The organism is Streptomyces sp. TLI_185, assembly GCF_003814765.1.
Taxonomy (GTDB): Bacteria; Actinomycetota; Actinomycetes; order Streptomycetales; family Streptomycetaceae; genus Streptomyces.
The window spans coordinates 7,646,157-7,667,617 of the sequence record NZ_RKRB01000001.1 but is presented as its reverse complement, the minus strand read 5'-3'; the positions used below and the strand labels follow the sequence as shown (position 1 = coordinate 7,667,617).

Here is a 21,461-nt window from a genome sequence, read left to right as displayed (position 1 = left end):
GCGGCCCATCCGGTCGTCTCGGGCTGGTCAATCGCGCGCGGGCTCCACCGAGTCGACCTCCGCCTCCTCACGGTTGGTGGGGGTCCCCCCGCTCGAGCGAAGCCGAGAGTGGGGGAGGCCGTCGAGCCTGGACACGAGGCCGGTGACCTGGCGGGCGATGTCGGGTGCCGTGAGCCCGATCTCCGTCATGACCTCGGCGCGGGAGGCGTGGTCGAGGAAGCGCGGCGGGATGCCGAAGTCGCGCAGCGGTACGTCGACGCCCGCGTCGCGCAGGGCCTGCGCGATCGACGAACCGACGCCGCCGACCCGTGAGTTGTCCTCGACGGTGACGACCACGCGGTGCCGCTCCGCGAGGGGCGCCATGGCCTCGTCGACGGGCTTGACCCAGCGCGGGTCGACGACGGTGGTGGAGATGCCCTGCTTGTCGAGCAGGGAGGCGATCTCCAGGCACATGGGAGCCAGGGCACCCACGGAGACGAGCAGCACGTCCGGCGTGTCCGTCCCCGGCTCACGCAGGACGTCCATGCCGCCCACCCGTCCCACGGCGGCCACGGCGGGGCCGACGGCGCCCTTGGAGAAGCGCACCACGGTCGGCGCGTCCTTGACCTCGACGGCCTCCCGCAGCTGCGCCCGCACCTGGTCGGCGTCGCGCGGGGCGGCGAGCCTGAGTCCGGGCACGACCTGCAGGATCGACATGTCCCACATGCCGTTGTGGGAGGCGCCGTCGGTGCCGGTGATGCCGGCCCGGTCCAGGACGAAGGTGACACCGCACTTGTGCAGGGCGACGTCCATCAGGACCTGGTCGAAGGCGCGGTTGAGGAAGGTGGCGTAGACGGCGAAGACGGGGTGCAGCCCGCCGGTGGCGAGGCCCGCCGCGGAGACGGCCGCGTGCTGCTCGGCGATGCCGACGTCGTAGATCCGCTTCGGGAAGGCGTCCGCGAACTTCTTCAGGCCGACCGGCTGCAGCATCGCCGCGGTGATGGCGACGATGTCCTTGCGCTCCTGGCCGAGGCGGACCATCTCGTCGCCGAAGACGGAGGTCCAGTCGGCGCCGGAGGCCTTGACGGGCAGGCCGGTGTCGGGGTGGATGGGGCCGATGCCGTGGAAGCGGTCGGCCTCGTCCTGGAGGGCGGGCTGGTAGCCGCGGCCCTTCTCGGTGAGGCAGTGGACGATGACGGGGCCGCCGAAGCGCTTGGCGCGCGCGAGGGCGGACTCCAGGGCCTCGATGTCGTGACCGTCGATGGGACCGACGTACTTCAGGCCGAGGTCCTCGAACATGCCCTGCGGCGCGATGAAGTCCTTGAGGCCCTTCTTCGCCCCGTGCAGGGTCTCGTAGAGCGGCCTGCCGACGACGGGCGTGCGCTCCAGCAGGTCCTTGCCGCGGGCCAGGAACCGCTCGTACCCGTCGGTCGTACGAAGAGTCGCGAGGTGGTTCGCCAGGCCGCCGATGGTCGGGGCGTACGAGCGCTCGTTGTCGTTGACGACGATGACGAGGGGGCGGTCCTTGGCGTCGGCGATGTTGTTGAGGGCCTCCCAGGCCATGCCGCCGGTCAGCGCGCCGTCACCGATCACGGCGACCACGTGGTCGTCGCGCTCCAGGATCTGGTTGGCCTTGGCGAGGCCGTCGGCCCAGCCGAGCACCGTGGAGGCGTGGCTGTTCTCGATGACGTCGTGCTCGGACTCGGCCTGCGAGGGGTAGCCGGACAGACCGCCCTTCTGCTTCAGCTTCGCGAAGTCCTGGCGGCCGGTGAGCAGTTTGTGCACGTAGGACTGGTGGCCCGTGTCCCACAGCACCTTGTCCTTCGGGGAGTCGAAGACGCGGTGCAGGGCGATGGTGAGCTCGACGACGCCCAGGTTGGGGCCGAGGTGGCCGCCGGTCTTGGAGACGGCGTCGACGAGGAAGGTCCGGATCTCCTCTGCCAGCTGGTCCAGCTGCTCCAGGCTGAGCCGGTCCAGATCGCGCGGTCCCCTGATGCGGGTCAGCAGCGGCACCCGTGCCTCCTTGCAGTAGAGCTGTTGCCGGGCTTGTCGAGTCTAATGTTCCGCCTGTGCGGCCGACGCCCGGGCAGTGCGTGATAGGTCACGCGATCGGCTGTACCCAAGATCCGCCGGCCCTATGACATGACTGTGCCCGGCACCGCCATTGGTACCGGGCACAGATATGGGGGAGGGTCGCCACAGGCGCCCTCCAGGGGCGCGGGGAACTGCGCAACCAGCCACAATCGGCCGGCACCCGCAGATCCCCCGCACCGCCATGGCGCGACCGCGCTACGCGCGACCCGCAGCCTTCTGACTACGACGAGAGACGGAGTCAATAACAACCGCACCGAGCAGAACCGCACCCGTGATCATGTACTGGATGGACGTGTTCATGTTGAGCAGGTCAAGACCGGTCTGGATCGACTGGATGACCAGCATGCCCAGCAGGGCGGACCAGACCGAACCCCGGCCGCCGAACAGGCTCGTACCGCCGATGACCGCAGCGGCGATGGCGAGCATCAGGGTGTTGCCGCCACCGGCGGTCAGCGTCGCGCTCGCGGTCTGGCCGGCGAAGAACATGCCGCCGATCGCAGCGAACATGCCGGAGATGGCGAACACGGTGATGCGGACCATGGGCACGCTGATACCGGCACGGCGGGCCGCCTCGATGCCACCGCCGACCGCGAACACCTTCCGGCCGTAGGTGGTGCGCCGCAGCACGAAGTCGACGACCACGAGGCAGGCGAGGAAGATCACCAGGGCGTTGGAGACACCGGCGGCGTTGTTCAGCACGGCCGCGGCCACGAAGGACGCCGCACCGAGCAGGACGACGCGCACCAGAATCTCGCTGGTGGGACGGAAGGGCACCCCGGCGGCCCGGCGGCGGCGCTGCTCGTTGAACTGGCCCACGAGGGACAGGAGGACACCGAGGCCGGCCAGCAGATAGGCACCGATGATGGCCTGGTCCATGAAGAAGGAGTTCTGGCCGAAGAGGTGCACGGGGCCGGTGTCGGCCGGGATGTTGATGGTGCCGCTGGAGCCCAGCAGCCACAGCATCAGACCGTTCCAGCCCAGGAAGCCGGCGAGTGTCACCACGAAGGCCGGCACGCCGATCCTCGCGAAGAAGAAGCCGTGCAGTGCACCGATGCCGATACCGGTCAGGATCGTCAGGACCAGAGCGAGCCAGTCGTTCATCCCGTGCTCGACCACGAACACGGCGAAGATCGTCGAGGCCAGGCCGCTGACAGAGCCGACGGAGAGGTCGATCTCGCCGAGCAGCAGCACGAACACCAGGCCGATGGCGAGCATGCCGGTGGCCGACAGGTAGTAGCTGATGTTGGAGAGGTTGTCGGCGCTGAGGAAACGGTCGTTCTTCAGCTGGAAGATCGTCCAGATGATGATCAGGCCGATGACGACCGGCAGCGAGCCCAGCTCGCCGCCCTTCACCTTGCGCTTGAACTCGGTGAGGTAGCCCTTGAGGCCCTCTTCACGGACCAGCAGTCGCGGGTCGACGACGGCGACACCGGCTGCCGTCGGGTCGTCGGCCGGGGCCGCGGTCCCCTGCTCCGGTGCGGTGTCCGTCTTGGAAACCTTGGACGTGTCGCTCACTGTGCCGCCTCCGTGCTGCGACGCCCCGCACGACGGGTCACGGCGTTGTCCGTGGCTCCGGTGATCGCGGCGATGATCTCTTCGTGACTGGTGTCCTTCACGGGGAAGGAACCGTTGTTCCTGCCCAGGCGAAGGACGGCGACGGTGTCCGCGACGGCCTTCACGTCGGCCATGTTGTGGCTGATGAGGATGACGGCGAGGTTCTGCTCGCGCAGCCGCTCGACGAGGTCGAGGACCTGGGCCGTCTGCTCGACGCCGAGGGCGGCGGTGGGCTCGTCGAGGATGACGACCTTGGGCTCGCCGATCAGGGCGCGGGCGATGGCGACGACCTGGCGCTGGCCACCGGAGAGGCTCGCGATCGGGATGCGCACGCTCGGGATGCGGATGGAGAGCGTGCTCAGCAGCTCCCGGGCCTTCTTCTCCATCGACACCTCGTCGATGACACCACGGTGCAGCAGCTCGCGTCCGAGGTAGAGGTTGCCGACCACGTCAAGGTTGTCGCACAGGGCGAGGTCCTGGTAGACGGTCGCGACGCCGAGTCCCTGGGCGTCGTGCGGCTTGTTGATGCTGACCGGCCGGCCCTCCCACTCGATGACGCCGTCATCGATGGGGTGGACACCTGCGATCGTCTTGACCAGGGTCGACTTCCCTGCGCCGTTGTCGCCGACCAAAGCGACGACTTCTCCGGCGTGGACCTCCAGTTCGACATCGGTGAGGGCCTGGACCGCACCGAATCGCTTGGAGACTCCGCGCAACGCCAGCACGGGCGTAGCGGACACGTGAACCATCTCCTTCGCCGCCTGACCGGCGGGGATGCCGCGCTTGGGGTAGTGCGCGGAGGGATGTGCGAAAACGCACGAGGTTTACAGGATGAACATGCGCGAATCCGCTGCCCTTGGCAACGGTTCCGTCCGGCGCCCGTCCCGGTAGCGGGGTATGAAGGCCGGGGCGGGCGCCGGACAGGCTTCGCGGGACCGCTGGGCGGTCGCGGCTCGGGTGACTGCCCAGGGGTCCGGGCAGTCACTCGGGTACTCGCCTACTTGAGGCCGGCGGCCGCGCAGGCCTTGGCGTAGGCGGAGGTGCAGATCTGCTGGACGGTGTACAGACCGTCCTTGACGACCGTGTCCTTGATGTTGTCCTTGGTGACCGAGACCGGGGTCAGCAGCTGGGAGGGCACCTTGTCGCCGGAGCCGCTGGTCAGCGTCGTGGTGGCGAGGGAGGAGATGCTCTTGCCCTGGGCCAGGTCGACGGCGAGCGTCGCGGCGCCCTCGGCCTCCGGCTTGTAGGCCTTGTAGACGGTGCTCGACTGGCTGCCCGCGAGGATGCGCTGGATGGCGGCGAGCTCCGCGTCCTGACCGGTCAGCGGGATACCGGCGATGCCCGCGCCCTTCAGGGTGTTGGCGATGCCACCGGCCATGCTGTCGTTGGCGGAGTAGACGCCGGCGATGTTCTTGGCCCCGAGCTGGGTGATGGCCGCGGACATCTTCTGGGCGGCCACGGTGTCCTTCCACAGACCGGACTGCTCGTAGGCGATGTTGACCTTGCCGTCGAGGGCCTGGTGCGCGCCCTTCTTGAACTGCGCGGCGTTCGGGTCGGCGTCGTCACCGTTGATCATGACGACCTTGGAGCTCTTGGTCGCCTTGGAGCCCAGCGAGGTGAGCAGCGCCTGGCCCTGCAGCTCGCCGACCTTGACGTTGTCGAAGGAGATGTACGCGGAGACCGGGCCCTGCGCGAGGCGGTCGTACGCGACGACCTTGATGCCCTTGTTCACCGCGGTCTGGATGGAGGACTTGATGGCCGCGGAGTCCTGGGCGCTGATCACGATGACCTTGACACCCTTGGTGATCATGCTGCTGACCTGCTGCGCCTGCTTGGCGGCGTCAGCGTTGGCGTTGGCGTACTGCACCGAGCAGTCCGAACACAGGGCCTTGACCTTGGCCTCGAACAGCGGCCGGTCGAACTGCTCGTAGCGGGTCTGCGTGTTGTCGGGAAGAAGCAGGCCGATCGAGGCCTTGGTGCCGCCGGAGCTCGAGCTGCCGGAGTCGTCCTTCTTGTCACCGGCCTTGCCGCAGGCGGCCATGGACAGTGCCATCGAAACCGCAGCCGTGCCGATCACGACTTTACGCATCGTTGCGTTCATTGGGGGTGCCTCCCTGACAGGGCCGCAACGCTGCGGCCGAGGTGGCTGGAAGTCAACTCGGCCACACGTGCGACGTCAAGAAGTAAATACTTAACGAGATGGCAACGGCGTCATGCGTTCTCTAAGTGAAGGCAGGTGTCGCGGTGGACAAGGTGCCGTCCAAAAGGGTCGAATCGCCCATCTCGCTGAGTGCGAGAGCGAGCGCTCCGAGCACCTCCGCACGGCCCCCAAGTGCCCCCGGGAGAACGGACAGTTGACGCGCTGCACTGGGGATGGCGTAGCGGCCGACAGACTCCCTGATGGGCCCGAGCAGCAGCTCACCGGCCTCGGCGAGATCACCGCCCAGGACCACCCGGCTCGGGTTCAGCAGATTGCAGAGATTGGCGACTCCAGAACCGATGTGACGGCCGACGTCGGCGATCACCCGACGGCAGCCCGGGTCTCCGTCCCTGGCCAGCCGCACGACGCCTTCCATGGTCAGGTCGGTGCCGTGGCTCGGCTGGAGCAACGGAAGCACATAGCGTGCTGCCGCAAAGGTTTCCAGGCATCCCCGGTTTCCGCAGCGGCAGACGGGGCCGGATTCATCGAGTGTAATATGTCCGATTTCTCCTGCGGTGCCGCCGGGTCCCCGGTAGATCTTCCCGTCGATCACCAGACCTGCGCCGACACCGCTCGCGACCTTGATGTACGCCAGGTCCCTGACCCCCCGGCCACTGCCCCAGACCAGCTCGCCGAGGGCGCCGAGGTTGGCGTCGTTGTCCACGTGCACGGGCACGCCGAGCCGCCCCCGCAGCTCCTCGGCGGGCTTGGTACCGGCCCAGCCGGGAAGGATCGCGGACGAGCCGAGGGTGCCGGACTCGACGTCGATCGGGCCGGGCACGCCGAGGCCCACGCCCGCGACTTTGGACCGGTCGACACCGGTTGCTGCAATCAGGCGATTGACCAGCTCTTCCGCCCGGTCGAAGCCCTGCGCCGAGGAGGCGTCCACGTCCAGCGGCTCGGACTCCTCGGCCAGCACCTGGTGGGCGAGGTTCCCGACCGCGACGCGCAAATGCGTGTGCCCGAAGTCCACGCCGATGACGATCCCGGCGTCACCGCTGAGGGAGACGCTGCGGGCTCTTCGGCCGCCCGCCGATGTGGGCGTGACCTCGACCGTTCCGCTGTCCTTGAGCTCGCGGACGATGTTGGAGACCGTTGCCGCGGACAGCCCTGTGGTCCTCGCGATCTCCGCCTGCGTGAGTGACCCGGCCAGCCGGACGGCCCGTACGACCCGCTCCAGGTTGGCTCGGTGCAGTGACGACTGCGACCCCGGAGTCTCCACGACGACCTCCTGCGCGCGGGACCGCTTCAATGAGGCCCCGTCTATGTCCAACTAGTGAACTCTAAGCTGAGCCGTTCGGGTCGCCTCCCGTCAAGAGGTTGAACTGTTTCCGGGGGCTTGAACACACACGGACGCACGCAGACAGACGTGTGCGCGCCGTCCCCCGGGATCCGGGGTACGGCGCGCACGCCGGGCGTCGGAGCGCTACTTCAGCGCGCCCGCCGTCAGCCCCTGCACCACCTGCCGCTGGAAGATGATGTACGCCGCCAGCACCGGCAGCATCGCCATTACCAGGCCGGCGAAGAGCCCGGACCAGTCGCCCTTGTACCCCTGGCTGGCCGCCAGCTGCACCAGCCCCTGGGTGAGCACGCGCTTGTCCGGGTCGGTGTTGAGCACCGTCGGCAGCATGTACTGGTTCCACTGCCCGAGGAAGTTGAAGATCCCCACGCTGATCAGGCCTGGCTTGGCCATCGGCAGCATGATCTGGAAGAACGTCCGGCTGTGCGAGGCCCCGTCGACGAAGGCCGCCTCCGCGACAGAGGTCGGCAGGGTGCGGAAGAACGCGGTCAGGAAGAAGACCGTGAACGGCAGCGAGTAGGCGATGTAGACCAGGATCAGACCGTGGATGGTGTTCAGGAGACCCATGTTGTTCACGACGTAGAACAACGGGACCAGCGCCAGCATGATCGGGAAGCTCATGCCACCGATGAAGAGGTAGTAGATGAAGCGGTTGCCCGGGAAGTCGAACCGGGCGAGCACGTACGCCGCCATCGAACCCAGCACCAGCGTGCCGATGAGCGAACCGCCCACCACCAGAATGGTGTTGAGGAAGTAGTCGCTCATGTTGGCGTCGGTCCAGGCCCGCGCCCAGTTGTCGAAGTGCAGCTTGTCCGGCAGCGCCCAGGGCGAGCTGAAGATGGAGTTGTCGTCCTTGAAGGACGTCATCACGGCCCACAGCAGCGGCATGACGACCATGAACGCCCACAGGACGAGCATCCCGTGGGAGAAGACGTTGAGGACGTTGCCCTCCTTCTTCTCCTTGGCGGGCGCCGTGGACGGCACGTCGACCTTGGAGACGGAGGCACCGGAGCCGGCCGGTACGGAGGCGGGGGTATCGGTCGTCTTCATCTGATCAGTACTCCAGCCGCTCGCGCCGGCCCAGCCGCATCACGATTGCCGCGAAGGCCAGCGTGACGATGAGCAGGGCGACGCCGATGGTGGTCGCGTAGGCGGCCTGTCCGTCCCGGAACGCCTTCTGGTACACGTACAGGACCATGACGGTGGTCGAGTAGTCGGGACCGCCGGGCCCGGTCGTCATGATCTGTACGACCGCGAACGACTCGGCACCCAGGGCGAGGATGCCCATGTAGACCCAGCCGGACTGCACGGTGTCCCACAGCAGCGGCAGGGTGATCCGGAAGAACGTGCTGACGCGGTTCGCCCCGTCCAGCAGTGCGGCCTCGTACAGGTCCGCCGGAATGGAGGCCATACCGGCGGAGAAGAGGACCACGAAGAAGCCGACCGAGGACCAGACGAGCACCGCCATCACGCACCACAGGGCCAGGCTCGGGTCGCCCAGCCAGAGCGGCTGGACACTGTCGAGCCCGATCCCGCGCAGCAGGGAGTTGATCGCGCCGCTGTCCGGGTTGTACGCGAAGGCGAACAGCAGGGCGACGATCGCGATCGAGAGCACCTGCGGGAAGAAGTAGACGATCTTGTAGAAGGACGAACCGCGGACGCCGGAGATCACCGGGCCGCCCCGCCGTCTCCGTCCGCCCACATTGATCATGAATGCGAAGAACAACGCCAGACTGATCGTCACCACCGGCAGCACCAACGCGAACAGCAGGCTGTGCTGCAACGACTTCCAGAAGATCTCGTCGTCGAGCATCCTTTTGTAATTGTCGAAGCCGACCATCTTGAATTCGGGGCTCAGGCCGGTCCAGTCCGTGAACGAGTAGTAGATGGACTGGATGAACGGCCAGACGACGAACAGCGCATACAGCCCCAGGGGCAGCGCCAGAAACCCCACGATGAACCGGTACTTGCCGTGCTGCATTACTACCTACCCCGATCTCTGGGCGGGTGCTGCCGCCCAGGGCCTGGCCGGCGGATCATGCCGGCGTCGCGGGGCGGCCGAGACGAGCAGTCTCCTGCAGCCGGCCTGATCCGCCGGACAGGCCCTGTGACGGACCCTCACTGGTGCTTGTAGTGCTTGATCGACGTGTCCTTGGCGGCCGCGTCGGCGAAGCCCTGGATCTTCTTGATGGCTTCGGCCGGGGTGATACGGCCGGCCATCATCTCGCCGAGGCCCGCCACACCAATCTGCTCCTTCTGCAACTGGACATACCAGTCCTGGAGGCGCGGATTCAGCACGTTGTCCCCGGCCAGCTTCAGCGCCGCGACTCCGGACTTGAGACCCGGGGTCAGGGAGATCCCGGTGGTGCCGCCGTTGAACGCGGTCAGCGACTTGACCTTGGTGGTGAAGTTCTTCGAGGAGGCCTCGCTGAGCATGATGCGCAGCTGCTCCATGCCGCCCTCGGGGTTCTTCGCCTTGGCCGGGACGATGAAGGGCTCGCCGCCGGAGGCCCAGATGGTACCGAAGGGCATCTTGTCGGAGCTGTCGATGCCGGTGGGCGCGGAGACCGCCAGGTTGAAGTCGGCGGGGATGACGTTCGCCGACTCGTTCTCCACCCAGGAGCCGTTCGGGATGAACAGCGCCTTGCCCTTGGCCCACGCGGTCTGCGACTGGATGTGGTCGAGGCCGGGGGTGCCCTTGAGGATGTAGCCCTTCTTGTAGAGCTCGTAGTAGGCGTCGAAACACGCCTTGACGGCCGGATGCTTCCAGGCGTTCGGCTCGAGGTTGTCGATGGCGTCGAGGACCTCCCGGCCGCCGACCTTGCCGATCATCGGGTAGAGCGAGAAGGGGATGTAGTACGGGTACTTGCCCGCGTACGTCCAGCCCGCCATGCCCTTCTTCTTGGCCTTCTCGCACACGGCGAGCATCTCGTCCCAGGTCTTCGGGTACTGGGCGTCGAGCGAGTCCAGCGCCTTCTGCGAGTACCAGACGCCGTACACCGTGTAGGCGTAGTACATGATCCAGACCGGGTCGCCGTCGAACTGGCCCATCTCCACGATGCCGGGGCGCAGCGTGTCGCGGACCTTCTTGTTCGGGTCGTCGTAGGACGGGGCGTCAAGGAGCGGGGTGAGGTCGGCGAGCTGCTTCTTGCCGACCAGGACGCCCATGTCCATCTGCTCGGCGCCGGAGTTGTCGATGAGGTCCGGCGGGGTGCCCTGGTTGAAGCGGGGCTGGAGCGTGGACTGGATCTTCTGGGTGGCGGAGAACTTCACCTTCACCTTGGGGAAGTTCTTCTCGTAGATCTTCACGGCGTCCTGGGCGTACTCCTTGCCGAAGCCGCCGTCGAACAGGACGAACTCCATGCCCGCGGTGTCGTTCACACCCAGCGGGTTCTTGGCGGTCTTCTTGCCCGCCTTGGCCTTGCTCCCGTTGTCGTCGCCGCCACTGCTCGCGCAGGCCGACAGGAAGCTCATCGTCGGTACCGAGATCAGTCCGAGCGCGGCAGACCGCTTGATCAGATCGCGGCGGCCGACACCCGCGCTGCCGTTGTTCTCGGCGGAAGTGGATCCCATGCTCAAGTCCTCGCCTTCTCCAGGACTCAGGCGGTGAACCGGATCCTCCCCGGCACCGCGGTCAGGTTCAGCAGGGTCGTGCAGGAAGTGCGGATGGTGCAGAACGGATCGGGTGAATCGCCGACAGGTATAGTCCACTTCCCGCCAACGGAGCAAGATCGAATGCAAGGTTGGCCAATGGTCTTATCCGAGTTGAGACCTCCAGGAAATATGAGACGCCTGTGGCCACCTTGCCGGAAAAATCCGCGACATACGCCCCGAATGCCACAGCCAACACCCTTGACATCACTGAGCACTTGGTCCACTACTGGTCTCTGCGCATCGCAGTTGACAACGTTGTCCATGAGCGCAGGGAGGGTGTCGGCGTATGCGGCACAGAGCTCGGCACAGATGGCACAGATGGAGTCCGGCGGTCGTGATCACGGCCGCCTTTGTCATGGCGGTGGGCTCGCAGGGGGCAGCGGTCGCCCTGCCCGGCGCGCCACCCAAGGCCGACCGGGAGTTCGCCTCCTCCTTCGAGGCGGGCGATCCGGCACCCGACTGGCTCAACACCGTCGACACCGCGGCTGACGGCAGCAAGCGGGCCTCCGGCGTCGACGGTGGCTACAGCACCGGCATCCCGGGCAACGTGACCGACCATGTCACGGACGTGCGCGCCAGTGCCGAGAACACGGACGGCGGTGAGGTGAAGGAGAACCTCGTCGACGGCGAGTCCGGCACCAAGTGGCTGACCTTCGATCCCACCGGCTGGGTGGAGTTCGACCTGGACAAGCCGATCAAGCTGGTGACGTACGCGCTCACCTCGGCCAACGACTTCGCCGAGCGCGACCCGAGGGACTGGACCCTGCAGGGCTCCACGGACGGCAAGGACTGGAAGACCGTCGACACCCGCTCCGGCGAGTCCTTCTCCGAGCGCTTCCAGACCAAGTCGTACGACCTCGCCGAGCCGGCCGAGTACCAGCACTTCCGGCTCGACATCACGAAGAACAACGGCGCGGACGACATCCTGCAACTGGCCGACGTGCAGTTCTCCACGGGCGGCAGCGGCGGTCCGGTCCCGCAGGACATGCTCTCGCTGGTCGACCGCGGCCCGAGCGGTTCGCCCACCGCGAAGGCGGGCGCCGGGTTCACCGGAAAGAGGGCTCTGCGTTACGCCGGACGGCACACCGCCGACGGGCGGGCGTACTCGTACAACAAGGTCTTCGACGTGAACGTGGCCGTCGGCCGGGACACGCGGCTCTCGTACCGGATCTTCCCGTCGATGGCGGACGGGGACCGCGACTACGACGCCACGAACGTGTCGGTGGACCTCGCCTTCACGGACGGCTCCTACCTGAGCGATCTGGGCGCGACGGACCAGCACGGGTTCACGCTGTCACCGCAGGGCCAGGGCGCCTCGAAGGCCCTCTACGTCAACCAGTGGAACAACGTGGCCGCGCGGATCGGGTCGGTCGCGGCCGGAAAGACGGTCGACCGGATCCTGGTGGCGTACGACTCCCCCAAGGGCCCGGCGAAGTTCCGCGGCTGGCTGGACGACATCGCGATCAAGCCGGTCGCGCCCGAGCCGCCCAAGGCCCACCTGTCCGACTACGCGCTGACCACCCGCGGCACCAACTCCAGCGGAGGGTTCTCCCGCGGCAACAACTTCCCCGCGACCGCCCTGCCGCACGGCTTCAACTTCTGGACGCCGGTGACCAACGCGTCCTCGCTGAGCTGGCTGTACGACTACGCGCGTGCGAACAACGACGACAACCTGCCGACGATCCAGGCGTTCAGCGCGAGCCACGAGCCGAGCCCGTGGATGGGTGACCGGCAGACCTTCCAGGTGATGCCGTCCGCCGCGTCCGGTACGCCGGACACCGGGCGGGAGGCGCGTGAGCTGGCGTTCCGGCACGAGAACGAGACCGCGCGGCCGTACTACTACGGGGTGCGGTTCGAGAACGGCCTGAAGGCCGAGATGACGCCGACCGACCATGCGGCGGCGCTCCGGTTCACGTATCCCGGCGACGACGCGAGCGTGATCTTCGACAATGTGACGGAGCAGGCGGGGCTCACGCTCGACAAGGAGAACGGCATCGTCACCGGCTACTCGGACGTGAAGTCCGGGCTGTCGACGGGCGCGACCCGGCTCTTCGTCTACGGCGTCTTCGACAAGCCCGTGACGGACGGGTCGTCGAGCGGGGTCAAGGGGTTCCTGCGCTTCGACGCGGGTGACGACCACACGGTCACCCTCCGGCTCGCCACCTCGCTGATCAGCGTCGACCAGGCCAAGGACAACCTCCGCCAGGAGATCCCGGACGGCACGTCCTTCGACACGGTCAAGAGCCGCGCCCAGCGCACCTGGGACAAGCTGCTCGGCAAGGTCGAGGTCGAGGGCGCGACGCCGGACCAGCTGACGACGCTGTACTCCAGCATGTACCGGCTGTACCTGTACCCCAACTCCGGTTTCGAGAAGGTGGGTTCGAAGTACCAGTACGCCTCCCCGTTCTCGCCGATGCCGGGCCCGGACACCCCGACGCACACCGGTGCGAAGATCGTGGACGGCAAGGTGTACGTCAACAACGGCTTCTGGGACACCTATCGGACGACCTGGCCGGCGTACTCCTTCCTGACGCCCTCTCAGGCGGGCGAGATGGTCGACGGGTTCGTGCAGCAGTACAAGGACGGCGGCTGGACCTCTCGCTGGTCCTCCCCCGGCTATGCGGACCTGATGACCGGCACCTCCTCGGACGTGGCCTTCGCGGACGCGTACGTCAAGGGCGTGGACTTCGACGCGAAGGCGGCGTACGACGCGGCCCTGAAGAACGCGACGGTCGTGCCCCCGGCGTCCGGTGTGGGCCGCAAGGGGATGTCGACGTCCCCGTTCCTCGGCTACACCAGCACCGACACCCACGAGGGCCTGTCGTGGGCGATGGAGGGCTACAACAACGACTACGGCATCGCGAAGATGGGCCAGGCGCTCTACAAGAAGACGGGCGAGAAGCACTACAAGGAGGAGTCGGAGTACTTCCTCAACCGCGCCCAGGACTATGTGAATCTCTTCGATTCCAAGGCCGGCTTCTTCCAGGGGAAGGACGACAAGGGCGACTGGCGCGTGGACTCCGCCAAGTACGACCCGCGGGTGTGGGGTTACGACTACACGGAGACCAACGGCTGGGGCTACGCCTTCACCGCCCCGCAGGACAGCCGGGGCCTCGCCAACCTTTACGGCGGCCGAGGCAAGCTCGCAGACAAGCTGGACGAGTACTTCGCCACCCCCGAGACGGCCTCGCCCGACTTCGTCGGCTCGTACGGCGGTGTCATCCACGAGATGACGGAGGCGAGGGACGTCCGGCTGGGCATGTACGGGCACTCCAACCAGGTCGCGCACCACGTGATCTACATGTACGACGCGGCCGGGCAGCCCTACAAGGCGCAGAAGAACGTCCGCGAGGTGCTCTCGCGGCTCTACACCGGCAGCGAGATCGGGCAGGGCTACCACGGCGACGAGGACAACGGCGAGCAGTCGGCCTGGTATCTCTTCTCCGCGCTCGGCTTCTACCCGCTGGTGATGGGCAGCGGCGAGTACGCCGTCGGATCCCCGCTGTTCAAGAAGGCGACGGTGCATCTGGAGAACGGCGAGGACCTGGTCGTCAAGGCACCGAGGAACAGCACGAGGAACGTGTACGTGCAGGGACTGCGGGTCAACGGCCGTACATGGACGTCGACTTCGCTTCCGCACTCGCTGCTCTCACAGGGCGGGGTCCTGGAGTTCGACATGAGCTCGAAGCCCTCCTCCTGGGGCACCGGCAGGAACGCGGCGCCCGTGTCGATCACCCAGGACGACAAGGTGCCGACGCCGCGAGCGGACGTACTGAAGGGTGTTGGGCCGCTGTTCGACAACACGTCGGCGACGGACGCGACGGTCACCTCCGTGGACCTGCCGGTCTCCGGACCGGTCAAGGGCCTTCAGTACACGGTGACTTCGTCCGCCGACCACACGAAGGCACCGACGGGCTGGACGCTCCAGGGCTCGGACGACGACGGCACTACCTGGCAGACCCTCGACAAGCGGTCCGGCGAGTCCTTCCCATGGGACCGGCAGACACGCGCGTTCACCGTGGGGTCCCCGGGAACGTACGGGAAGTACCGGCTGGTCCTGGACGGCGAGGCGGTGATGTCGGAGGTCGAACTGCTGGCCTGAGCGGTCGTATTGGGGCTTGTCCGCGTCAACTGGTTTGACAGCGTTGTCGGTTGAGGCGGTAGGGTTTGGTGCAGGCGATGCGACAACGTTGTCGTCGCACTTGGTGTCGCCCCAAGCCAGCACCCCCCGGGCAGGTACTCCCCCGGCCTGCACCGGCTCGCGGACCCGGTGGAACGACCCACCACCACCGGGTCCGCCCTGAGCGGCCGTTCAGCCGACCCGGCAGGGCAGGCTCGTCGCCGGGTCACCGCCGCCGCCCGCGACGACGTATCCGAAGGTCGTGCTCTTCCCCGGATCCAGCGAGCCGTTCCAGTCGGCGTTGTGGACCATCACGTCCTGGCCGTCGTAGGTCGCGTTGCCGTTCCACAGACTGTCGACCTTCTGGCCGCTCGGCAGCGTCCAGTCGACCATCCAGCCCAGCATCGGGACGTCGCCGGTGTTGGTGACGGTCACCTCGGACTGGTAGCCGCCGCTCCAGCTGTTGGTGGTCCTGCGGACGGCCTCGCACTTGCCCGGTACGGGGTCGGTCGGGTTGCCGGGGTCGTGGATGCCCGTGACCTCGCCGTTGCCGCCGTCGAAGACGACGTCGGAGCAGGAGTAGAAGGTCTCCGCGCTGTCCGAGCGCTGCCAGACCATGTAGATGATGTGGCGGCCCGACTTGGTGGCGGGCAGCTGCCCCGTCCAGGAGTAGTTGGCCTCGACCGTGCCCGGGGTGCCGTTGAGGGGTGGGTGGTCGACGCTGAGGAAGGGCTTGTCCTCGATGTCGTCCCAGGTGAGGGGCTTGGTCGGGTCGAAGCCGTCCTTGGTGATGTAGACGTGGAACCAACCCGGGTGCGCCGCCCAGGCGTTGTACGAGAAGTCGACGGTCGCGCCCGAGGTCAGATGGGTGAGCGGCCAGTCGTTGCGCGGGAGGTTGAAGCCCGTGAAGTTGGGGTTGCCGCCGCTGCACAGCTGGCCGTCCGGGACGAAGCCGCGGGTGCGGCCGGCGCCGTCGGAGCGCAGCACGGAGAACCAGTTGTAGAACGGCGTGGTGCCGCTGACCTGTTGGGCCGCCTTGCAGGCCGGGTTGATCGGCTTGATCTCACCGGTGCTGGTGAGGCCGTCCTGCCAGCAGAGGAAGGTGCGGCTGCCGGGTTTCATGGGAGTGCCGTGGGCTTCCGCCTTGCCGCCTGCCGTGACGACGAGGGCGAAGGCGGGGATGGCGGCGAGGAGCGAGACGAGGACGAAGAAGAGAGCCCTGGTGGTTGATCGGCGCGCCGGTCGGCGCCTTTTTGTCATGATCATGACATCCGAGCCCTTCGGGTACGGCCGGGTGGTTGCGGGTGTGCAGGTATGGGCGGGGTGGGAGCGGCCCGAGGGCGGCGGGTTCCGGTCCGTCGCCATATGGGAGCGCTCCCACCCCGCGTGTGGGGGAAAATAGCGCTGGTTGGGTCAGTTGTAAACGGGGGGCGCGGGGGCCGTATGGCGTGGCGGGGGTGCGACGCGCGTCAACCGTGCGCCGTGGCTCCCCCAGTGCCTCAAGGGCCTGGGAGGTACCCCCATCCGCTTCGGGTGGCGGTACCTTCGTACGTACGATCATGCCGCGTATCGGCGTCCGCACTGGCGTCCATGGGAGCAGTGATGACCACACCCCAGCAGGGACGGGCCACCGAGGACACCTGGATGTTCCCGCCGGCCGACGGCTGGACCTTCGACCAGGTCAAGCACTTGGAGCTGCCCTTCGACTGGGAACTCGTGGACGGACGGATCGTGGTTCGAGGACAGACCAAGATCTGGCACAACCTGGTGCGGGACGAGATTGTGGCTGCCCTGAAGGCGGCGCACACAGAGCGGTACAAGGTCGTGGCCGAGCAATGCGTCATGGTCGATGACCAGAACACGCCCAAGCCCGACGTGATCGTCTTCGATCCACGGAAGCTGGACTTCTTCGAGCTCGAGTGTGTCCCGGTAGGGAAGGTGTCGCTCGTCGTGGAAGTCGTCTCCCCCGGCTCCCGCCAGGACGACCGTGTACGCAAGCCCGCGCTCTTCTCCGCGAGCAAGGTCCCCTACTACTGGCGCGTGGAACTGGACCGGGACCAGAAGCCGGCGGTGCACGAGTACTGGCTCAACGCGGACACTCTCTCGTATTTTCCCGCGCCGTCGCATCCGGTGCACCACGACAAGCTGGTCACCGAGCTGCCGTTTCCCATCGAGATCGACCTCGACGCACTCCTCGGCTTCTGATCCCGCCGGCTCAGCGCACTCGCTCCACCGGATACGCCGCCTGGAAGGCCAATCGCGCGTCGGCGTCCTGGCCGATGGCCGTGAGCAGGTCGTCAAAGGACAGGAACTCTTCCCAGACCGTCCGTCCGCTCGCTTCCGCGAGACGCGCGACGACCATGTCCTCCAGCTCCTGGACCCGCTTGCCCTTCCAGATCTTGTCGGCGACGCTCACCAGCAGATCTTCGAGGTCGACGTCCGGCCGGCTCCAGGTGGCGTGCGTCGCCGCGAACCGGGCCAACGCCGGGGCTGTGCCATGGGCCAGCAACAGCTCCCGCCCGGCGGCCTCGTGAGACGAGCCGGGGCCCGACAGCTCGGCGGGGTGCGCCGTCTTGCCGATGTCGTGCGTGGCCGCCCCGAACAGCGTCGCATCGCGGTCCAGTCGGATCGACGGATGCTCCCGCGCCATCCAGTCCAGGAGTTGGTGCGTCACGTCGTGGACGGCTCTGAGATGGGCCGCCAGGCGGGGCGGCGCGTCCAAGTCGCGCAGAAGCTGGGCCACTTGGTCGGGCAGAGGGCGCAGGGGCGGGTCACCGCGGTCATGGAGTGCGCGTCCGAGTAACCCGCTGCCCATCTTCCGCACCTCGTTCCGACGTCAACACGCCCCTGCCAGTGTTCCATGTCGCCGGTGAAGTGCGTGATCGAGTTGTCACCTGGAGGCAACGGCTCTTGTCTGTTCCACGGACGCGACGCCCACCGGCGGTAGCTCGATGGTGAACTCGGTGCGCCCCGGGGCGCTCTGCACCTCGCTGCGGCCGCCGTGCGCCGAGACGATGGACTCCACCATCGCCAGCCCCAGCCCCGACCCGCCGTCCGCCCCCGGCGCCCGGGTACGGGACATGTCCGCGCGGGTGAACCGCTCGAAAATCCTCGGGAGCAATTCGGCCGGAATGCCGGGCCCGTCGTCCCGCACCCGGACGACACACCGTTCCGGCGTCGCCTCCACCTCCACGACCACCGTCGTGCCCGCGGGCGTGTGCACACGGGCGTTGGCCAGCAGGTTGGCCAATCCCGTCGAGCACGACGGCGTGCGGGGCGCAGCCGCGGGCGATCCGCAACGCGCTGTGCCCGTCGGCGGCCGGGTAGGGCCGCCGGCCCGCCTCGGTGACGGCGACGGACAGCACTTCGGTGAGCGCGGGTTCGTCGTCGACGATGAGGACGCGGACCCGGCCGGTTCGGGACGCGGAGATGCCTGACATGTCTCGATACTGTCCCGGTCCGCTGAGGGAACCCTGTGTTCCACCTGAGGGTGGGTGATGACCTGGGCTCTCCCGGCATGGACGCGGCGAGGGCCGCACCCCCGGCGTACCGGGGATGCGGCCCTCAACTGCCTTGCTGCGCCGCTTACTTGCGGATCAGGCTGCGCAGCACGTACTGCATGATGCCGCCGTTGCGGTAGTAGTCGGCCTCACCGGGGGTGTCGATGCGGACGACCGCGTCGAACTCGACACCGGTGTCGGTGGTGACCTTGACGGTGCGCGGCGTGGTGCCGTTGTTGAGCTCCTCGACGCCCGCGAAGGAGAAGGTCTCCTCGCCGGTCAGACCGAGGGACTCGGCGTTCGCACCCTCCGGGAACTGCAGCGGCAGGACGCCCATGCCGATGAGGTTCGAGCGGTGGATGCGCTCGTACGACTCGGCGATGACGGCCTTGACGCCGAGGAGCGCGGTGCCCTTGGCCGCCCAGTCGCGGGACGAGCCGGAGCCGTACTCCTTGCCGGCCAGGACGACCAGCGGGATGCCCTGCTCGATGTAGTTGCGCGAGGCGTCGTAGATGAACGACACCGGGGCGTCGGCCTGGGTGAAGTCGCGGGTGTAGCCGCCCTCGGTGCCCGGCGCGATCTGGTTGCGCAGGCGGATGTTGGCGAACGTACCGCGGATCATGACCTCGTGGTTGCCGCGGCGGGAGCCGTAGCTGTTGAAGTCGCGGCGCTCGACGCCGTGCTCCGTGAGGTACTTGCCGGCCGGGGTGTCGGCCTTGATCGCACCGGCCGGGGAGATGTGGTCGGTGGTGACCGAGTCGCCCAGCTTGGCGAGGACGCGGGCGCCCGTGATGTCGGAGACCGGGGTGGTCTCCATCGTCATGCCCTCGAAGTACGGGGGCTTGCGGACGTACGTCGACTCGGCGTCCCACTCGAAGGTGTTGCCGGTCGGGATCGGCAGCGCCTGCCACTGGGCGTCGCCCGCGAAGACGTCCTGGTAGGACTTGTTGAACATGTCCTCGCCGATGGCGTTGGCCACGACGTCGTTGACCTCGGCCTCGGAGGGCCAGATGTCCTTCAGGAAGACCGGGTTGCCGTCCTGGTCGATGCCCAGGGCGTCCTTGGTGATGTCCACCTTCATGGACCCGGCGAGGGCGTACGCGACGACCAGCGGCGGGGAGGCCAGGTAGTTCATCTTGACGTCGGGGTTGATACGGCCCTCGAAGTTCCGGTTGCCGGAGAGGACCGAGGTGACCGCGAGGTCGTGGTCGTTGACGGCCTTGGAGACCTCCTCCGGCAGCGGGCCGGAGTTGCCGATGCAGGTGGTGCAGCCGTAGCCGACGAGGTTGAAGCCGACCTTGTCCAGGTACGGGGTCAGACCCGCCTTGTCGAAGTAGTCGGTGACGACCTTCGAACCCGGGGCGAGGGTGGTCTTGACCCACGGCTTGCGGGTCAGGCCCTTCTCCACGGCCTTCTTCGCGACGAGCGCGGCGGCGACCATGACGTACGGGTTGGAGGTGTTGGTGCAGGAGGTGATGGCCGCGACCGTCACAGCACCGTGGTCGATCTCGTACGTCGAACCGTCGGGGGCGGTCACGGTGACCGGGTTGGACGGGGCGCCATTGGGGTGGATGGCCGGGGCGTCGGAGGCCGGGAAGGACTCCTGGCCCGCCTCGTCCACGGTGTCGACGTAGTTGCGGACGTCCTGCTTGAACTGCTCGGCGGCGTTCGCGAGGACGATGCGGTCCTGCGGGCGCTTCGGGCCGGCGATCGACGGGACGACCGTGGACAGGTCCAGCTCGAGCTTCTCGGAGAAGTCCGGCTCGGCCTTCGGGTCCAGCCAGAGGCCCTGCTCCTTGGCGTACGCCTCGACGAGCGCGAGCTGCTGCTCGGAGCGGCCGGTGAGCTTCAGGTACTTGATGGTCTCGTCGTCGATCGGGAAGATCGCGGCGGTGGAGCCGAACTCCGGCGACATGTTGCCGATGGTGGCGCGGTTGGCGAGGGAGGTGGCGGCCACGCCCTCGCCGTAGAACTCGACGAACTTGCCGACGACGCCGTGCTTGCGGAGCATCTCGGTGATGGTCAGCACGAGGTCGGTGGCGGTGGTGCCGGGCGTGAGCTCACCGGTGAGCTTGAAGCCGACGACGCGCGGGATGAGCATGGAGACCGGCTGGCCGAGCATCGCGGCCTCGGCCTCGATGCCGCCGACGCCCCAGCCAAGGACACCGAGGCCGTTGACCATCGTGGTGTGCGAGTCGGTGCCGACCAGGGTGTCGGGGTAGGCCTGGCCGTTACGGACCATGACGGTACGCGCGAGGTGCTCGATGTTGACCTGGTGGACGATGCCGGTACCGGGCGGGACGACCTTGAAGTCGTCGAAGGCGGTCTGGCCCCAGCGCAGGAACTGGTAGCGCTCGCGGTTGCGGCCGTACTCCAGCTCGACGTTCTGCGCGAAGGCCTCGTTGGTGCCGAACTTGTCGGCGATGACGGAGTGGTCGATGACCAGCTCGGCCGGGGAGAGCGGGTTGACCTTCGCCGGGTCGCCGCCGAGCTCCTTGACGGCCTCACGCATGGTGGCGAGGTCCACGACACAGGGCACGCCGGTGAAGTCCTGCATGATCACACGGGCGGGCGTGAACTGGATCTCCTGGCTGGGCTGCGCCTGGGAGTCCCAGCCGCCGAGGGCGCGGATGTGGTCGGCGGTGATGTTCGCGCCGTCCTCCGTGCGGAGCAGGTTCTCCAGCAGGACCTTGAGGCTGTACGGCAGTCGGGCCGAGCCCTCCACCTTGTCCAGCCGGAAGATCTCGTACGACTCGTCGCCCACCTGCAGCGTGCTGCGGGCGTCGAAGCTGTTCGCCGACACGACAGTCTCCTTCATTGATGTGCGCGTACTCACCACGATCCTGCCGCCACGGCATCTCGGCCGATCCGCTAAGGTAAGGCTAAGTTAGGTAACCCTTACCGTCGGACTCGATGGCGACGTGCGGCTGCGGTGCTCCTCGGTAGATATCTCGATGTCGAGATAACTCTAGTACATGGGGCCGGGATGGTCATGCCCGGCCTCCCTGCAACTGCGCCCCGCCGACTCCGCCCGCCGCGCTCGCGCGACCGACCCCGCCA

Annotated in this window: 14 protein-coding genes and 1 pseudogene; 2 read left to right on the top strand and 13 right to left on the bottom strand. The window is 67.5% G+C overall.

Annotation, left to right across the window (positions count from 1 at the left end; translation table 11 throughout):
* Positions 1-27: 27 nt before the first annotated feature.
* From dxs to ngcE, 8 genes are all read right to left on the bottom strand, one after another.
* On the bottom strand, positions 28-1,992 hold the full coding sequence (gene dxs / locus EDD92_RS35375) for a 1-deoxy-D-xylulose-5-phosphate synthase (RefSeq protein WP_123968053.1): 1,965 nt from the start codon (positions 1,990-1,992) through the stop codon (positions 28-30).
* Positions 1,993-2,268: 276 nt separating this feature from the next.
* Positions 2,269-3,588: a sugar ABC transporter permease gene (locus EDD92_RS35370; protein ID WP_123968052.1), complete on the bottom strand. Its 1,320-nt coding sequence runs from the start codon at positions 3,586-3,588 to the stop codon at positions 2,269-2,271.
* On the bottom strand, positions 3,585-4,376 hold the full coding sequence (locus EDD92_RS35365; RefSeq protein WP_123968051.1) for an ATP-binding cassette domain-containing protein: 792 nt from the start codon (positions 4,374-4,376) through the stop codon (positions 3,585-3,587). Before EDD92_RS35365 ends, EDD92_RS35370 begins: the two co-directional genes overlap by 4 nt.
* Before the next feature lie 248 nt (positions 4,377-4,624).
* Positions 4,625-5,716, bottom strand: a complete 1,092-nt coding sequence (locus EDD92_RS35360) for a sugar ABC transporter substrate-binding protein (protein ID WP_123968050.1) — start codon at positions 5,714-5,716, stop codon at positions 4,625-4,627.
* Between the two features lie 133 nt (positions 5,717-5,849).
* Positions 5,850-7,049, bottom strand: a complete 1,200-nt coding sequence (locus tag EDD92_RS35355) for an ROK family transcriptional regulator (RefSeq protein ID WP_123968049.1) — start codon at positions 7,047-7,049, stop codon at positions 5,850-5,852.
* Between the two features lie 204 nt (positions 7,050-7,253).
* Positions 7,254-8,177, bottom strand: a complete 924-nt coding sequence (locus tag EDD92_RS35350; protein WP_123968048.1) for a carbohydrate ABC transporter permease — start codon at positions 8,175-8,177, stop codon at positions 7,254-7,256.
* 4 nt (positions 8,178-8,181) lie between these two features.
* Positions 8,182-9,108: a carbohydrate ABC transporter permease gene (locus EDD92_RS35345; RefSeq protein WP_030939790.1), complete on the bottom strand. Its 927-nt coding sequence runs from the start codon at positions 9,106-9,108 to the stop codon at positions 8,182-8,184.
* Positions 9,109-9,245: 137 nt separating this feature from the next.
* The gene (gene ngcE, locus EDD92_RS35340; RefSeq protein WP_123968047.1) at positions 9,246-10,700 is read right to left on the bottom strand and encodes an N-acetylglucosamine/diacetylchitobiose ABC transporter substrate-binding protein; all 1,455 of its coding nucleotides are present in this window, start codon (positions 10,698-10,700) and stop codon (positions 9,246-9,248) included.
* Positions 10,701-11,136: 436 nt separating this feature from the next.
* On the opposite strand from ngcE, the gene EDD92_RS35335 reads away from it, so the two are divergent.
* Entirely contained in the window at positions 11,137-14,883 is a 3,747-nt protein-coding gene (locus EDD92_RS35335; RefSeq protein ID WP_123970692.1) for a GH92 family glycosyl hydrolase, read from the top strand.
* 210 nt (positions 14,884-15,093) lie between these two features.
* Here EDD92_RS35335 and EDD92_RS35330 read toward each other — a convergent pair whose 3' ends face one another.
* A complete protein-coding gene (locus EDD92_RS35330; RefSeq protein ID WP_123970691.1) occupies positions 15,094-16,167 on the bottom strand; it encodes a lytic polysaccharide monooxygenase in 1,074 nt (357 codons plus the stop codon).
* A 336-nt stretch (positions 16,168-16,503) separates the two neighbouring features.
* Here EDD92_RS35330 and EDD92_RS35325 point away from each other — a divergent pair, with 336 nt between their 5' ends.
* Positions 16,504-17,106, top strand: a complete 603-nt coding sequence (locus EDD92_RS35325; protein ID WP_123968046.1) for a Uma2 family endonuclease — start codon at positions 16,504-16,506, stop codon at positions 17,104-17,106.
* A gap of 10 nt (positions 17,107-17,116) precedes the next feature.
* On the opposite strand, the gene EDD92_RS35320 is transcribed toward EDD92_RS35325, so the two are convergent.
* From EDD92_RS35320 to acnA, 4 genes and pseudogenes are all read right to left on the bottom strand, one after another.
* Entirely contained in the window at positions 17,117-17,716 is a 600-nt protein-coding gene (locus EDD92_RS35320) for an HD domain-containing protein (RefSeq protein WP_123968045.1), read from the bottom strand.
* A gap of 75 nt (positions 17,717-17,791) precedes the next feature.
* Positions 17,792-18,142: a sensor histidine kinase gene (locus EDD92_RS35315; RefSeq protein ID WP_399185499.1), complete on the bottom strand. Its 351-nt coding sequence runs from the start codon at positions 18,140-18,142 to the stop codon at positions 17,792-17,794.
* A 7-nt stretch (positions 18,143-18,149) separates the two neighbouring features.
* Positions 18,150-18,341, bottom strand: a pseudogene (locus EDD92_RS51535) (DNA-binding response regulator); the annotation flags it as partial.
* 145 nt (positions 18,342-18,486) lie between these two features.
* A complete protein-coding gene (gene acnA, locus EDD92_RS35305) occupies positions 18,487-21,204 on the bottom strand; it encodes an aconitate hydratase AcnA (RefSeq protein WP_123968043.1) in 2,718 nt (905 codons plus the stop codon).
* Between the last annotated feature and the right edge of the window lie 257 nt (positions 21,205-21,461).